Source organism: Martelella sp. FLE1502 (assembly GCF_053484255.1).
In genome coordinates, this window is the sequence record NZ_JBAKFQ010000020.1 from 1 (window position 1) to 16,153 (window position 16,153).

The following is a 16,153-nucleotide window of genomic DNA, read 5'->3' on the forward strand; positions in this document are numbered from 1 at the left end:
ATGATGCTCCATCTTACTCAAGAGTAGGAGCCTCCGGCAAACCCGGTGCGGTTCACATCGTCCCAGCCCCCATTTTAGAGCGACTGAACCAATGATCTATCGGGAGGCAGTTTGTCAAAGGTTGAGTATGATTGGGAAAATGGAGCCGAACTCAAAGAGCACACATCGCGAAAGCTCAAAGTCCTCAAGGAGTATTTTGAACAATATCTAAAAGTCAGATGTCGAATACCTCAACAATACCGCTTCAAACTGGCAATCGTTGATGGGTTTGCCGGTGGCGGCAGGTATAAGAATGGCGAACCAGGTTCACCGATCGTTTTCGTTGAGACACTAGTTCAGCTCTCCAATGAGATAAATATACAGCGTTCTGAACAGGGCATGGCGCCTCTTGAATTTGCCTGTCTTCTGATTCTGAATGATGCAGACACAGGCACGGTGAGCCTACTGCAAGAAAACATGTCTCCGGTACTGGCCGCTGCAAAAGAGGGCGCACCACACCTTGTTATCCGAGTTCGATATCTGAATAAGCGTTTCGAAGAAGCCTACCCAGAAATTAAGGCGGAACTGACAAACGAGCGGATAAAAAACGTACTTTTCAATCTTGATCAGTGCGGCGACGCAATGGTTGGCATGCCAACCCTCCACGATATCATGAAAACGTTTCACCCCACCGGTGAGATTTTTCTAACATTCATGATTAAATCGCTGCTTGCATTTCTTCATAGAAGTAACCCGATTGCCCTCGAAGCACGTTTGCAGCATCTGAATATTAAGGCTGCGGACCTCGCCCCGTTAGACGGCCTTTTGAGCAAAAATGAATGGCTGGGTACGGCTGAAAAGATCGTATTTGATGCATTTCAAGGCTGCGCGCCGTTTGTCAGCACGTTCTCTCTAAACAATCCTGACGGCTGGCGCTATTGGCTCATCCATTTTTCAAATGTTCCAAGAGCACGACAGGTCTATAATGACATCCTACACGCGAATGCCAGCCATCAAGCCCACTTTGGCCGTTCGGGACTTGTCTTGAATATGTTCGCCTTCGATCCTGATCGGGAGAATAGCTTATACTTCTTCGAAGGACCCGATCGGAAACGTGCCACCAACGAGCTCGCTGATGACATACCACGACTAGTGGAGGTCTATGGAGATGCAATGGAGATGGGACAATTTTATCAGAGTGCCTACAATCTCACGCCCGCTCACTCTGAGGATATCAAAAGGGCAATGTTCATCAATCCTGATTTGGAAGTACTCACACCAACAGGCAATGTTCGCCGAAAATCTCATAAAATTGAGATAGGTGACACTTTACGCATCAAGAACCAAAAATCTTTCCATATCCTTTGGAAAGATAACGATCGATAGGTTCTTCCAAAAGGGATGTCCCGCCCTCGTTAAGTTAAGTTCTTGGCAGAAAAAACAATCAAGTTCAGTCTGCAAAAAACTGCGCCCGGAATGCGAAAAAGTTTCTGCACGCAAAATCGGTTGCTGCAAAACCAGTTGTCAAAATTGCAAAACCGCGCGTCACGCTACAGTCACGCTACATTAGTTTTCAAATATTTAGAAAAGCCGCAAAGGCTAGTTTCTGGTGCGCGTGGAGGGACTCGAACCCCCACACCTTGCGGCGGCAGGACCTAAACCTGCTGCGTCTACCAATTCCGCCACACGCGCAACGCCATTTCCCGGCCGCGGACCCCGCGATCGCGCCCGGTGAGGGGCGGAATGGCTTTGCGAAGCCTCTTATGCGATGGAGGCGAATGATGCAAGCCGGTATCGCGCCAGGCCCAGACGCAGCGGACAGACGCGGCGTCAGATCACGGCAGACGAAGCCGGAGGAAATCGGCAAAAACACTACCTGAGGTCGTATCTGCGACTTTCCCTGGTTCTCAAGAGGAAAATGAAGGCCGGAACCGGCCTTCGATGTCATACGCCCCTTTCGTGGTCATAGCGGGCCTTTACGTCCTCGATGATCATCATCAGCGCTTCCCGCTTGGACTGGCATTCGTTTTCACGGCCAAAACGATCAATAAATTCAGAATGTTCCGTGGTGATGACGGTCGACAGACTTGTCAATCCGCGCTCCCGAAAGCTGCGGCGGAAATTTCGCATATAGCGATTCCAGGCCGCCCTCTCTTCTTCGGATCTGTTGATCTTGTGATCTTGGTTTTCGACTTCATTGCGGCCCATAGCCAACCTCTCCTGTCTGCTAACGCTTCCAACCTCTCCGAGCACCCAGACAATTTACAATTATAGCTATAGATTACGATCAGTAAACATTTCTGTTTCAACAAAAATTTACATGTATAACATGTAAATCTATTTTAAATGCATAGACTACTCGTAAAAAAGAAACCCATAAATATTAAGATATACGCCAGCATCGCCAAAATGTACAATTCACATGTCATGAAGCGTAAATTTTCTTTATATTCAGAATTCGACAGGTTTTATTTGCGCTAAAGCTTGTGAAAGCCACACGCTACCGACAACCATCTTAGGTTGCAATCCTATTTATAGGATAATATTCCTATATTGCAAGTATTTTATGAAGTTTGCAAAAGGAATTGTGCCGCGAACCAACGGGCGCAAGCGCTTCAAGCATGGAGGGATATTCACCCGGAGCTGATCAACCAAGCCGAGGTACGACCTGTCCGTCGTCGAGCGTTACCTGCCGATCCATGCGGGCCGCAAGATCGAGATTGTGGGTGGCGATCAGGGCCGAGAGACCGGATTGCCGCACAAGCGCCTCGAGCGCCTCGAAAACATAGGATGCCGTCTGCGGATCGAGATTGCCGGTGGGCTCATCGGCCAGCAGAAGCCGGGGCGCATTGGCCACCGCGCGGGCAATCGCCACGCGCTGCTGCTCTCCGCCCGAAAGCTCGGCCGGGCGGTGCTCGGCGCGGTGGGCGATTCTGAGATATTCCAGCATCTCGTCGGCGCGGACTCCGGCCTCTTGTGGAGGCAGGCCGGCGATCAGCTGCGGCAGCATGATATTCTCGCGCGCCGAAAACTCGGGCAGCAGATGGTGGAACTGGTAGACGAAGCCGATATCGTTGCGGCGCAGCGTGGTGCGCTCATCGTCGGAAAGCGCGGTCGCCTCGCGGCCGCCAAGCATGACCTGCCCTGATGTCGGCTTTTCAAGCAGGCCCGCGATCTGCAGCAGCGTCGACTTGCCGGTGCCCGAAGGCGCGACTAGCGCCACCATCTCGCCGGGCATCAGCGAGAGCTGAGCGCCCTTGAGCACCTGCAGGACGGAATCGCCCTGCCCGTATTCCCGCGCGATATCGCGCAACTCAAGTGCGGGAGTGGTCAAGAAAGGCTCCTATTCATAACGCAGCGCCTGCACCGGATCGAGCTTCGAGGCCCGCCAGGCGGGAAAGATGGTGGCGATGAAGGAGAGCGTCAGCGCCATGATAACGACCGTCAGCGTCTCGCCGAGGCTCATTTCGGCGGGCAGCGTGCTCAGGAAATAGAGCTGCGGATCGAAAAGCACCGTGCCGGTGATCCAGGAGAAGAACTGCCGGATCGACTCGATATTGAGGCAGACGATAACGCCCAGAAAGACGCCGGCAAATGTACCGACAACGCCGATCGCGGCCCCGGTCATGAAGAAAATCCGCATGATCGACCCCGACGTCGCGCCCATGGTCCTCAGGATCGCGATGTCCTGACCCTTGTCCTTCACCAGCATAATGAGGCCGGATATGATGTTGAGGGCGGCGACGATCACGATCAGCGTCAGGATCATGAACATCACGTTGCGCTCCACCTCCAGCGCGGAAAAGAAGGTGCGGTTGTTCTGGCGCCAGTCGGAAATCACGATATCCTCGCCGGCCGCCTCCCGGATCCTCGGGACCACCGCGTCGACATCGTCGGGATGATCGAGAAACACCTCGATGCTCTGCACCTTGTCGCCGGCGTTGAAATAGGCCTGCGCCTCGGAAAGCGGCATGAAGATGATCGAGGCATCATATTCCGACATGCCGATCTCGAAGATGCCGGAGATCGGATAGGCCTTCACCCGCGGATTGACGCCGAAGGGGGTGACATCACCCTCCGGCGAGATCATCGTGATCCTGTCGCCGACGAAAAGCCCGAGCGAGGTCGCCATGCGCGAGCCGATCAGCACGCTTTCGCCGGCGGCATAGCCGACCATGTCGCCCTCTTTGATGTTGTCGGAAACGGCCTTCAGCTTCAGCATGTCGTCCGGCCTGACACCGCGCACCAGCGCGCCGCTGCCGGCCCCTTGCGCGCCGGAAACCAGCGCCTGGCCCTCGACCAGCGGAAAGGCGAGACGGACGCCCTCCACGCCTTCCAGCTTCTCGGTCAGCGCGGCGTAATCCTTGAACGGCTCGCCCGCCGGCAGCACCACGACATGGCCGTTAATGCCGAGAATGCGGCTGACAAGCTCGCTGCGGAACCCGTTCATCACCGCCATCACGATGATCAGCGTGGCGACGCCCAGCATGATGCCGACGAAGGAGAAGCCTGCGATCACCGAGATGAACGCTTCCTTGCGGCGCGAGCGCAGATAGCGCCAGGCGACCATGCGTTCGAACACGGAAAACGGCTTGGCTACCTTCAAACTTTCGTCCGTCTCTGAGGCCGCAGCCATCAATCCGTACTCCTCAGCGCCCGTTGGTGAGCTTTGCGATCGCCGCTTCCACCGTCATGGCTTCGCGGGCGCCGGTCTTGCGGTCCTTGAGCTCGACCTCGCCATTGGCAACGCCGCGCGGACCGACAACGACCTGGCTCGGAACGCCGATCAGATCGGCGGTCGCGAACTTGCCCCCGGCGCGCTCGTCGGTATCGTCGTAAAGCACGTCCAGGCCGGCATTCTGCAGGGCTTCGTAGAGCTTCTCACAGACCCCGTCGCAGGCCGCGTCACCCGCCTTCATGTTGATGATCACCGCGTTGAACGGCGCCACCGAATCCGGCCAGATGATGCCGTTCTCGTCATGGGAGGCTTCGATGATGGCGGGAACAAGGCGGGTCGGGCCGATGCCGTAGGAGCCCATGTGAACGGGATGTTCCTTGCCGTCCGGCCCCTGCACCTTCGCGCCCATGGGCTCGGAATATTTGGTGCCGAAATAGAAGATGTGGCCGACCTCGATGCCGCGCGCGGAAAGGCGCTCGCCCTCCGCAAGCGCGCCGAAGGCCGCCTCGTCATGCATCTCGTCGGTCGCCGCATAGACCGAAGTCCACTGGTCAAAAATGCCCTTCAGCCTCTCGACGTTGTCGAAGTCGAGATCGGCGGGCGGGATGTCGAAATTGACGAAATCGCGGTGGCAGAACACTTCCGATTCGCCGGTCTCTGCCAGAATGATGAATTCGTGGCTCAGATTGCCGCCGATCGGGCCGGTATCGGCGCGCATCGGAATCGCGCGCAGGCCAAGCCGGTCGAAGGTTCTGAGATAGGCGGCGAACATCTTGCGGTAGGAATGCTCGGCGCCTTCCAGCGTCAGATCGAAGGAATAGGCGTCCTTCATCATGAATTCGCGCGAACGCATGGTGCCGAAGCGCGGCCGGATCTCGTCACGGAACTTCCACTGGATGTGATAGAGATTGAGCGGCAGATGCTTGTAGGACTTGATGTAGGAGCGGAAGATCTCCGTGATCATTTCCTCATTCGTGGGGCCGAACAGCATCGCCCGGTCCTGCCGGTCGGTGATCCGCAGCATTTCCTTGCCATAGGCCTCGTAGCGGCCGCTTTCGATCCACAGATCGGCGGACTGCATGGTCGGCATCAAAAGCTCGACGGCGCCGGAGCGGTCCTGCTCCTCGCGGATGATGCGGTTGACCTTGTCGAGCACGCGCTTGCCGAGCGGCAGCCAGGAATAGATGCCCTGCGAATGCTGGCGCACCATGCCGGCGCGCAGCATCAGCCGGTGCGAGACGATCTCCGCCTCCTTGGGATTCTCCTTCAGGATCGGCAGAAAATAACGGGAAAGACGCATAAGAATCTGCTTTCTGGCTCATCCCGTTCACGCGGGAATCATGGGGCAATTCAGGTTTGTTCCGGCCCCTTTTAACGGGTTGAGGACGAGAATCAAAGCGGGGATGCGCGACCATAAAAGGATGATTTGATGGCCGCCTTGGGGAACGCTCGAAAGATGTCAACCGCTTGAAACGTTGCAGAACGCATAAACCTGTTTGTCAAACGTAAAAACTTCTCTCACTGTCGCAAAAATGCAAAATAAGGGATGACAAGGCCCAATCATTGGGCTAGGTTGAGCCCATAAAACAGGCAGGGAGCTTAAATCTTTGCCTTTTATTCGCGGTAAAGTCTTGGGAGGATCGATCTTGGCGCGCCCTGCGCAGCCCCGGCAACGGAACGGATCACGCGATACTTGAAAAACAGGGCCTTCGGCCTTGTTTTTTTTTGACTTTACGAAGCCCACCTCAGCTTAAACCTTTATTGACCACCGCAACGGGAAGTTGCGGCGCTTCCTTGACCCTTCGCGGCGACTGCACGACAAGAATGGTTCCGAGCATCCTGTCGAGGCCCCGTTTTGAGCCGTTTTCCACTTCTCACTCTTCTTTCTGTCGCCCTCCCTTTCGCTGCGGCCACGCAAGTCCGCGCGGCGGATTTGTCCGATCTCTTCTATCTCGACATTTCGGGCGGCCCTGCGGCGCTGATGCTGCACATGAATGACGACGCGATGGACGACCTGATCGCCAACACCTATTGGGGTGTCGACGGACGGCTGGGCATCTGCAGTGAGGGTCCGTTCAATATCTGCGCCGGCATCACCGGGTTCTCCAGCCTCGGCAGCACGTCGGCGAGCCTGTCTTACGGCGCCGGCACCAGCGAAACCCGGTTCTCCTCGATCGGCGGCTATATCCAAGGCAAGGCCAATCTCGGCATTCTCACCATCTCCCCGTTCGCGGGCTATCGGCAGCTTTACGGCACGGTCGAGACCAGCTCATCGCGCTTCGGCTACCAGAGCGAGGATATCGATACCGGCGCCCTGTTCGGCGGGCTGGAAACCAGCGTCAAATTCATCCCGACCGGCCTGGAACTCGGCGCCCGCATTGAATACGGCGCATCCACCAATGACGCTGCGGCCGATGATTTCGATTACGGCCTCGGCAGCGCCTTCCTGCGTTATAAATTCTAGGTATTTTACGCCGGCCCGATCAGACGGGCGAAATCGCCGAGCGTAAAGCCGATTTCCATCACCACCAGCCACCACAGCGCGAAAACAACGGCCGAAACCGCGGACGTCCACAGCACCACCCGCCACGGCCGAAATTTGTGCGGGGCGCTCTCGGTGGTGCCGGGCACGACGTCGCCTGCTTCGTCCTGCGTCCTAAGGCCAAACGGCAGGACGGCGAAAAGCGTGATCCACCAGATCACGAAATAAACGGCAAATGCGGAAAACAGCGACACCTATCAACCTCCGACCGGATGGGCGCTGAAGTTTATTGCTCTTCTTGCCGAACCGAGAAAACCGGTCCGCCGCCGGCGCCATCCTGCTCGCCCCTCCTTAAACCTTTTACCCCGTTCGAGGCAACGGCGGGAACCTTGGGCGGATCGTCGCATTACCGCAATAGAAGCTCAACGGCTCACGATCGGAGGCAGACATGACCGGCAAGGCACAGCAGAAGGCGATCGCCAAGGCGATCCTCGAGCGCTATCCGGAGAGCTACGCGGAAGCGCTCCACATCAATGTCGGCAAGAACACGCCGGCCCCTCTCTATCAATGGCTGCTGTGCTCATTGCTGATGAGCGCTCGCATCAACGCCAAACAGGCGCAGCAGGCAGCCTCGGCGCTTTTCGACGCCGGCTGGACGACGCCGGACAAGATGGCGGCGACGACCTGGGAGCAACGCGTCAAGGTTCTGAACGAGAACGGCTACGCCCGCTATGACGAGAGCACGGCCCGCTACATCGCCGACACGACGGAGATCATCAATGATCGATACGCGGGCGATCTGCGCAATCTCCGCAAGGAGGCGGAGAACGATCCGGAGCGGGAAAGAGAGTTGCTTCAGCAGTTCAAGGGCATCGGCAAGGTTGGCGCGGACATATTTTTCCGCGAGGTCCAGCTCGCCTGGGACGAACATTTCCCCTTCGTCGACCGCAAGGCGGCGGACGCTGCCGCCGATCTGGGGCTGGATAGCGAGGCGCTGGCAGATTTGGCGGGCAAGCGGGAGAACTTCCCCCGCCTGCTGACCGGGCTTGTTCGCGCCGCGCTTGACGACGCGAAGGACGACATACTGAAGGCGGCGGCCTGACACGGCCGCCTCGCTCGCCGATCAGAAGCAATCGGCGAGCAACGCTTTGGTGTTCGCTAGAGTCATCTCGACAGGATTGCCGCCGGTGCTCGGGTCTTCCATGGCCATTGCGGCCAGTTCGTCGATCCGGTCCGGCTTGATGCCCATGGCCGTCAGCGTGTCGGGCACATCAAGGGCCGACCTGAACTCCAGAATGAAGTTATAAAAACCCTCATAACCACCTGAAATTTGAAGATAATCGGCAGCCAGCTTCAACCTGTCTTCAATCTTCTCTCGGTTGAAGCGCAGCACCGGCGGCATGACCACGGCGTTGGTCATGCCGTGATGGGTGTTGTAGACCGCGCCGATGGGATGGGAGATCGCGTGGATCGCGCCGAGGCCCTTCTGGAAGGCGACGGCGCCCATTGCGGCGGCGCTCATCATCTCAGCGCGGGCGTCGATATCGGAGCCATCGGCATAGACGCGCGGAAGGTTATCCTTGACCAGACGCATCCCCTCAAGCGCGGTCCCCTGCGACATCGGATGGTAATGCGGCGAGCAGTAGGCTTCCAGGCAATGCGCCAGCGCATCGAGCCCGGTGCCAGCCGTAATCACCTTCGGCATGCCGACCGTCAGTTCGGGATCGCAGATGACGATGCCCGGCAGCAGCTTAGGGTGGAAGATGATCTTCTTCACATGGGTTTCAGAGTTGGTGAGCACCCCTGCCCGGCCGACTTCCGAACCCGTGCCCGCCGTGGTCGGCACCGCGATGATCGGTGCGATCTTGCTGGCATCCGCACGAGTCCACCAGTCGCCGATATCCTCGAAATCCCAGACCGGGCGGGTCTGGCCCGGCATCATCGCCACCAGCTTGCCGAGATCGAGCCCCGACCCGCCGCCAAATGCGATCACGCCGTCATGACCGCCATCGACATAGGCCTTCACGCCGGCGGTGAGGTTCTTCTCGTTCGGATTGGGGTTGACATCGGCAAACAGTCCGGCCTCAAGCCCGCCATCGGCGAGAATCGCGAGCGCGTGCTTCGTGATCGGCAGGCCGGCCAGCCCCTTGTCGGTGACCAGCAGCGGGCGCTTGATGCCAAGGCTGTTGCAGGCATCGGCGAGTTCGACGATCCGTCCAGCGCCGAATTTTATGGCGGTCGGATAGCTCCAGTTTGCTCTCGGGCTCATTTCGTGACTTTCTTCAGGTGATAGGATTTCGGCCGGGTGAGATTGTGGAAGCCGATGACGGAGAGCGACCCGCCCCGCCCGGTATTCTTGCAGCCGGTCCAGCACAGGCCGGGATCGAGGTAATCGGCCCGGTTCATGAAGATCGTGCCGGTGTCGATCCGTGCGCCGAGCGCCGCCGCGCGATCGGCATCCTCAGTCCACAGCGACGCGGTGAGCCCGTACTGGCTGTCGTTCATCAACTCCAGCGCCTCCTCATCGGAGGACACCTTCATGATGCCGACGACCGGGCCGAAGCTTTCCTCGCGCATCACGCTCATCGCGTGATCGACATCGACAAGCACCTGCGGCGCGAGATAGGCGCCGCCGTCATCTTGCGGAAACAGCGCCGGATCGACCAGCGCCTTCGCGCCGGCGGCAACCGCGTCGGCGATCTGCTGGCGGACGACCGCGGCAAAGCGCTTGTGCGCCATCGGGCCGAGCGTGGTTTCCCTGTCGAGCGGATTGCCGAGCTTGTAGGCCGACGCGAAGGCCACGGCCTTTTCGACAAAGGCATCATAGAGGCTGTCGATCACATAAATCCGCTCGATGCCGCAGCAGCATTGACCGGCATTGAACATCGCCGCATCCATCAGCGTCGCGACGGCGGCATCGAGATCGGCGTCGTCCATCACATAGCCCGGATCCTTGCCGCCGAGCTCCAGCCCGAGCGGTGTGAAGGTGCCGGCGGCAGCCCGCTCCATCTCGCGTCCGCCTTCAACGGACCCCGTGAAGTTTATGAAATCAAAGGTTTTTGCGGCAATCAGCTCACTGGTGGTCGCATGATCGAGGAACACATTCTGGAACAGGTCTTCCGGAATGCCGGCCGAGACGAACGCCTTCACGATCCGCTCGCCAACCAGCAGCGTCTGGCTGGCATGCTTGATGATCACCGCATTGCCGGCGATCAGCCCGGGCACGATGGTGTTGATCGACGTCAGATAGGGGTAGTTCCACGGCGCGATAACGAGGACGACGCCGTGCGGCTCTCGGGCGATGTAACGGCGAAAATCGCCGCTGTCCTCCACCTCGATCGGCGCCAGCGCCTGTTCCGCGATCTTCGCCATATAGTCCGCGCGTTCGTTGACGCCGCCGAACTCGCCGCCATAGCGCACCGGCCGGCCCATCATCCAGGCAAGCTCCGTCACCACCTCCTCGCTCATGGCGTTGAGCGCCTTGATTCCGGCCTGCACCAGCGCGACCCGCTCGGCAAGCGGCCTTGCAGCCCATGCCTTCTGCGTCGCGCGCGCCCGTTCAACGGCGCTCTTCGCCGCCTCCGCCGAAAGCGCCTCGCGTTCGGCATAGACCGATCCGTCGATCGGGGAGATACATTGGATCATCGTCATGATCGTCATCCTGTAATTTTGAGCTTTCTTATCGTGACCGCGGATTTCGGGATCAGGCCCTTTCGAACCCGCGGGCCACCTCCCAATCCGTTACCCGTCGATCATATTCCTCCTGCTCCCACTCCGCCGCGCGGCAGTAATGGTCGATGACCTCGTCGCCGAAAGCGCCGCGCAGAAGATCAGAGTTGTTCATGGCTTCACGGGCGGCACGCAGCGTCTTGGGAATCTCGCGGACCTCGGACGAACTGCCATAGGCGTCGCCGACATAAGGCTCCTCCAGCGTCATTTCCTTCTCGATGCCATCGAGCCCTGCCGCAAGCTGCGCGGCGAAGGCGAGATAGGGGTTGAGGTCCGCCCCGCCAACGCGGCATTCGATGCGGATGCCTTTCGAATGATCGCCGCAAAGCCGGAAACCGGCGGTACGATTGTCCTTGGACCAGATCGCCTTGGTGGGCGCGAAGGTGCCGGCCATGAAGCGCTTGTAGGAGTTGATATAGGGCGCCAGGAAATAGGTGATCTCGGCGGAATGGGCGAGCAGGCCGGCCACGTAATGCTCCATCAGCTTCGACATGCCGAACCGACCGTCGGGATCGTAGAACAGCGGAGTCTTGCCATCCTTGCTCCAGAGCGACTGGTGAACATGAGAGGAGTTGCCGGCGGCCTCGTAATTCCACTTGGCCATGAAGGTCACGGCCTTGCCCTTCTGCCAGGCAATCTCCTTGCAGGCGTTCTTGGCGATCACATGGCGGTCGGCCATGGTCAGCGCATCGGCATAGCGCACGTTCAGTTCCGCCTGCCCGGCATCGGCCTCGCCCTTGGTGTTTTCGACCGGGATGCCAGCACCCTGCAGACCGTTGCGGATCGCCCGCATCACATCCTCCTCCTTGGTGGTCTGGAGAATGTGGTAGTCCTCATTATAGGCGCTGGAACGGGTCAGCCCGCGATAGCCGGATTGCTGGGCGCTTTCGAAGGACTGGTTGAACAGGAAGAATTCCAGCTCCGTCGCCATGAAGGCGCGCCAGCCGCGATCTTCCAGCCGGGCGACCTGCTTCTTCAGGATCGCGCGCGGCGAATGGGCGACGTCGGCATGGGTGGCGTGGTCGGAGACATCACACAGCACCAGCGCCGTGCCTTCCAGCCACGGCACGCGGCGCAGCGTCGAAAGATCGGGCGTCATCGTGTAGTCGCCATAGCCGGACGCCCAGCTTGTCGCGGCATAGCCCTCGACGGTGTGCATCTCCATGTCGGTCGCCTGGACGTAGTTGCAGCTATGCGTCTCCTTATGGGCGCTTTCGACGAAGTGCGTTCCGGTGAAACGCTTGCCCATCAGGCGGCCCTGCATGTCGATCTGGCAGACGAGAACGGTGTCGATGCTGCCGTCCACGACATCCTTTTTCAGTTGGTTGAATGTGTATTCCGCGCTCATCGGGCTTATCCTGTGGTTCATGCGATCGTCCGGAGCAGGAACACTCCGGACGATAAGTGTCAATGGCGCCGCTGCCGGCGGCAGCGACGCTTGTCAGCCGGCGCGGTAGGGCGGGCCGGCGGCGTTCATGTCGGCCTGATACTGCTTCAGGATCTTGACGACTTCCGCCGTGCGCTCCGTCTCGGCGGCGATTTCGTCCCAGAAACTGTCGGCGGCATCCTCGACCGTTTTCCATTCCGCATCCGGAATGGTCGTCAGCTCCAGCTTCTCGCCATGGGCGCGCAGCCGGGCCTCTCCGCCCCAGTACCAGTGCAGACGGTGCAGGTGGGAGCTATCCGTGCACATGCGGAACAGCACCTTGAGATGCTCCGGCACTTCCGCCCACTTGTCGGAATTGACGAAGAACGATCCGCACCAGCCGCCGGAAATGTTGTTGGTCAGGAAGTAGTTGGTCACATCCGCCCAGCCGACGGTGTAATCCTCGGTGATGCCCGACCATGCAAGGCCGTCAAGCTCGCCGGTCTGCATCGCCACCTGCACGTCTTCCCAGGGCAGCGTGACCGGCACGACCCCGAACTGCGACAGGAACTTGCCAGCCGTCGGGAAGGTGAAGATGCGCAGGCCCTCGAGATCGGACAGGCTCTTGACCGGATTGACGGTGGCAAAGTTGCACGGGTCCCAGGCGCCAGCGGAAATCCATTGCACGCCGACCTCCGAATAGGCCTTTTCCCAGATATCGGCGAGGCCATACTCGTAAAACAGCGTCGGCACGTCGAGGCTGAACTTCGAGGCGAAGGGGAAGTAGCCGCCGAACACCTTGATATCGAGCGGCGAGTTCATGGAGTCGTCGTCCGACTGCACGGCGTCGATCGTGCCGCTCTGCATGGCGCGGAACAATTCGCCGGTCGGCACCAGCTGGTCGGCGGTGAAGAGCTGGATTTCCATCTCGCCGTTTGCCGCCTTGTTGAAGTTGTCGATGCAATCCTTCACCACATGTTCAGCCAGCGCCGGACCGGCATAGGTCTGAAGGCGCCAGGTGATCTTCGACTGTGCGCGCACGACGGCAGGTGCGGCAAGCGCGGATGCGCCGGCGGCTGTCGCCAGACCGGCATTCTTCAGAAAACTACGTCTGCTGTTCATCGTTCTGTTTCCCTCTGTTTTGTCGAAACCCGGCCTCATGCCGCATTCCGCATTTTCCCGGCAAAACCGGTTCCAGCGCGCCGTCCGCTCCCTTAGCGCGCATAGACAAGGTTCGGCAGCCACAGCGCGATCTGCGGGAATGCCGTGACGATCGCCAGACCGATGATCATGATGATCACGAACGGCCAGACGGAGCGGTAGATATCGACGAGCGATATTTCGGGCGGGGCCATGGCCCGCATGAGAAAGAGATTGTAGCCGAAGGGCGGCGTCATATAGGCGATCTGGCAGGTGATGGTGTAGAGCACGCCATACCAGACGAGATCGAAGCCGAGGTGACCGACCAGCGGCACGTAAAGCGGCGCGACGATCACCAGCATCGCCGTGTCGTCCAGGAACGTGCCCATGATGATGTAGGAAATCTGCATCAGGATCAGGATTTCCCAGGGGCCGAGCTCCCACTTCTCCAGCAGCAGATGCTCCAGCGCCCGGACCGCGCCAAGCCCGTCGAACACCGCGCCGAAGCAGAGTGCGGCAACGATGATCCACATAAACATGCAGGAAATGCCGAGGGTCTGCTCCATGGTCTTGTTCAGCAGTTTCCATGTCAGGCGGCGCTTGACGAGGGCGGCGACCAGCGCCGAGAGCGCGCCAATGGCGGCACTTTCCGTCAGACTGGTGACACCCATCAGGAACAGGCCCATCATCAGGAAGAAGATCAGGAACGGGATGATGCCGGCACGCAGCAGCTTCAGCTTTTCGCCGAGCGGCATGTCGCGCTCTTCCTTCGGCAGCGCGGGGCCGAGCGCCGGGTTCATGCGGCAGCGAATGACGATGTAGATCACGAACAGAGCTGCAAGCATCAGGCCGGGCAGCGCGCCCGCCACCCAGAGCTTGCCGACCGGCTGACGCGCGATCATGCCGTAAAGCACCAATACGACGCTCGGCGGCACCAGAATGCCGAGCGAGGAGCCAGCCTGGATGACGCCCGACACCATGATCTTGTCATAGCCGCGCCTAAGAAGTTCCGGCAGCGCGATCGTCGCGCCGATCGCCATGCCGGCGACCGACAACCCGTTCATGGCCGAGATCACCACCATCAACCCGATGGTCCCGACCGCAAGCCCTCCCGGCAGCCCGCCCATCCAGACGTGAAAGGCCTTGTAGAGATCTTCGGCGATGCCCGATTCCGAGAGCATGTAACCCATGAAGATGAAGAGCGGCAGCGTCAGCATCGGATACCACTTCATCAGCTTCATGCTGGCCGAGAAGCCGAGCTCGTAACCGCCGGTGCCCCAAAGTGCTGCAGCCGCCACCACGCCGACAAAACCGATTGCCGCGAACACGCGCTGGCCGGTCAGCATCGTCATCATCATCGAGAAGAACAGCAGAAGCGCGATCATTTCATAGGAGAGGTTCATGCCATTTCCCTCCCCAGCGCCTTCGCTAGGTCCTTGAAGAATATCGATGTCGTCTGCAGGAACATCAGGAAGATGCCCGCGACCATGACGATCTTGATCGGCGCCATATAGGGCGACCAGCTCGAATAGGAGGTTTCGCCGTATTTCAGCGCGTACTCAGTGGAGGACACGCCGCCGATCAAAAGGAAGATCAGGTAGACGAACAACATGATGACGGTGACGGCATCGACCGCAGCCTTCTGGCGCGGCGTCCAGCGGCCATAGATCAGGTCCATGCGCACATGGCTGTCGAGCTGAAGCGAATAGGCGCCGCCGAGAATGTAATAGGCGGTCATCACGAACTGCGCCATTTCCAGCGTCCAGAGCGACGGGTTGAACATCGTCTTCGACACCGACGACCACAGCAGGATGCCCATCATCACGAAGACCAACCACATGGCGATGCGGCCGACCACGCGGTTGAAGCCGTCGACATAGCGCACATAGGTCCTGATCGCCTGCGGCATCATCCGGTCTCCCCGCCAATGCACTCGCCGAGAAACGCCGCGATGAAACCGGCCGCCTGAGCCTGTCCGGCCGCATCCGCGATCAGATCGTTGCGGATTTCGATCATGACATTGAGGAGCCGGCGCGGCAGCCCATGGCGGCGCAGCGTGTGGGTCACGCCATCGACCGGCGCATAGGGCTCGTTGCGGCGCACATCGTAGCCGCCCGCGACCTTCGCCAGCATGCAATCGGCAAGCCGGCTGTCACTGTCATGCAGAATGCCGATCTCGACATCGCGCGACACGCCCTTGTAGACCGGTGTAAAGGAGTGAATGGTGACGATCACGGGAGCACGCCCGGCATTCTGGCGCGCGACAAGCAGATCATCGATCGTCTTGTGGAAGGGGTGGTAAAGCGCATCAGCCCGGGCCGCGCGCTCCACCGGCCCCAGACCACGATTGCCGGGAACCTCGAAGACTTCGCTGATTTCGGGAATGGCATCCTTCGCCTCGGGCGGCCTGTTGCAGTCATAGGCAAGCCGCGAAAAGCGCTGGTGAATGAGGGTGGCGTCGAGCGTCTCGCTGAGCATCATGGCAACCGCAAGCGCGCCGGGGTCCCAGGCAATGTGGCTTTTGAGCAGCTCTTCGCTCAGTCCCATATCGCCAAGGCTCTCCGGCACACGCCGGCTGGCATGTTCGCAGATCAGCACGATATCGCTTTTCGCTTCCGCGCGTTCGATGGCAACAGGCGCACCGTCGCGGGCGCTCAAGAGCCCCGACATTTCCAGCATCCGATCCCCTGATTTATGTGTTTCTTTTTTTGTAAATAGTTCTTCAGAACGCAAACGATGTCAATCACCGCTTGAAAACTTCTCTTCATTTTTGCCATTG

At 59.3% G+C, this 16,153-nt stretch carries 15 protein-coding genes and 1 tRNA gene; 3 read left to right on the forward strand and 13 right to left on the reverse strand.

Annotated elements, in window-relative coordinates; all coding sequences use genetic code 11:
- The first annotated feature begins 111 nt into the window (after positions 1-111).
- Entirely contained in the window at positions 112-1,365 is a 1,254-nt protein-coding gene (locus V6767_RS16065) for a three-Cys-motif partner protein TcmP (protein ID WP_448474407.1), read from the forward strand.
- Positions 1,366-1,586: 221 nt separating this feature from the next.
- Here V6767_RS16065 and V6767_RS16070 read toward each other — a convergent pair.
- The 5 genes from V6767_RS16070 to proS all read right to left on the reverse strand — a co-directional run bounded on the left by V6767_RS16070 (position 1,587) and on the right by proS (position 5,957).
- Positions 1,587-1,671: transfer RNA gene (locus tag V6767_RS16070), tRNA-Leu, on the reverse strand.
- 252 nt (positions 1,672-1,923) lie between these two features.
- Complete coding sequence (locus V6767_RS16075) at positions 1,924-2,187, reverse strand: hypothetical protein (protein ID WP_448474408.1); 264 nt, start codon at positions 2,185-2,187, stop codon at positions 1,924-1,926.
- Positions 2,188-2,626: 439 nt separating this feature from the next.
- Positions 2,627-3,313, reverse strand: a complete 687-nt coding sequence (locus V6767_RS16080) for an ABC transporter ATP-binding protein (protein WP_448474409.1) — start codon at positions 3,311-3,313, stop codon at positions 2,627-2,629.
- A gap of 9 nt (positions 3,314-3,322) precedes the next feature.
- A complete protein-coding gene (locus tag V6767_RS16085) occupies positions 3,323-4,615 on the reverse strand; it encodes a lipoprotein-releasing ABC transporter permease subunit (protein WP_448474410.1) in 1,293 nt (430 codons plus the stop codon).
- Positions 4,616-4,628: 13 nt separating this feature from the next.
- Positions 4,629-5,957: a proline--tRNA ligase gene (gene proS / locus V6767_RS16090; RefSeq protein ID WP_448474411.1), complete on the reverse strand. Its 1,329-nt coding sequence runs from the start codon at positions 5,955-5,957 to the stop codon at positions 4,629-4,631.
- Between the two features lie 633 nt (positions 5,958-6,590).
- On the opposite strand from proS, the gene V6767_RS16095 reads away from it, so the two are divergent.
- Positions 6,591-7,121: a hypothetical protein gene (locus tag V6767_RS16095; RefSeq protein WP_448474412.1), complete on the forward strand. Its 531-nt coding sequence runs from the start codon at positions 6,591-6,593 to the stop codon at positions 7,119-7,121.
- Between the two features lie 5 nt (positions 7,122-7,126).
- Here the strand turns inward: V6767_RS16095 and V6767_RS16100 are convergent, their stop codons facing one another.
- Positions 7,127-7,393, reverse strand: coding sequence for a DUF1467 family protein (locus V6767_RS16100; protein ID WP_448474413.1), 267 nt, complete (start codon positions 7,391-7,393; stop codon positions 7,127-7,129).
- A gap of 194 nt (positions 7,394-7,587) precedes the next feature.
- On the opposite strand from V6767_RS16100, the gene V6767_RS16105 reads away from it, so the two are divergent.
- Positions 7,588-8,241, forward strand: coding sequence for a hypothetical protein (locus V6767_RS16105; protein WP_448474414.1), 654 nt, complete (start codon positions 7,588-7,590; stop codon positions 8,239-8,241).
- A gap of 21 nt (positions 8,242-8,262) precedes the next feature.
- Here the strand turns inward: V6767_RS16105 and V6767_RS16110 are convergent, their stop codons facing one another.
- The 7 genes from V6767_RS16110 to V6767_RS16140 form a co-directional block, all read right to left on the reverse strand.
- A complete protein-coding gene (locus V6767_RS16110) occupies positions 8,263-9,408 on the reverse strand; it encodes an iron-containing alcohol dehydrogenase (RefSeq protein WP_448474415.1) in 1,146 nt (381 codons plus the stop codon).
- A complete protein-coding gene (locus V6767_RS16115) occupies positions 9,405-10,790 on the reverse strand; it encodes an aldehyde dehydrogenase family protein (protein WP_448474416.1) in 1,386 nt (461 codons plus the stop codon). The genes V6767_RS16110 and V6767_RS16115 overlap by 4 nt, the downstream gene beginning before the upstream one ends.
- A 52-nt stretch (positions 10,791-10,842) precedes the next feature.
- Positions 10,843-12,216, reverse strand: a complete 1,374-nt coding sequence (locus tag V6767_RS16120; RefSeq protein ID WP_448474458.1) for a glutamine synthetase family protein — start codon at positions 12,214-12,216, stop codon at positions 10,843-10,845.
- A 93-nt stretch (positions 12,217-12,309) separates the two neighbouring features.
- On the reverse strand, positions 12,310-13,356 hold the full coding sequence (locus V6767_RS16125) for a TRAP transporter substrate-binding protein (RefSeq protein ID WP_448474417.1): 1,047 nt from the start codon (positions 13,354-13,356) through the stop codon (positions 12,310-12,312).
- 92 nt (positions 13,357-13,448) lie between these two features.
- On the reverse strand, positions 13,449-14,777 hold the full coding sequence (locus V6767_RS16130) for a TRAP transporter large permease (protein ID WP_345899963.1): 1,329 nt from the start codon (positions 14,775-14,777) through the stop codon (positions 13,449-13,451).
- Entirely contained in the window at positions 14,774-15,283 is a 510-nt protein-coding gene (locus V6767_RS16135; protein ID WP_448474459.1) for a TRAP transporter small permease subunit, read from the reverse strand. The genes V6767_RS16130 and V6767_RS16135 overlap by 4 nt, the downstream gene beginning before the upstream one ends.
- Complete coding sequence (locus tag V6767_RS16140; RefSeq protein ID WP_448474460.1) at positions 15,283-16,044, reverse strand: N-formylglutamate amidohydrolase; 762 nt, start codon at positions 16,042-16,044, stop codon at positions 15,283-15,285. Before V6767_RS16140 ends, V6767_RS16135 begins: the two co-directional genes overlap by 1 nt.
- Positions 16,045-16,153 lie beyond the last annotated feature (109 nt).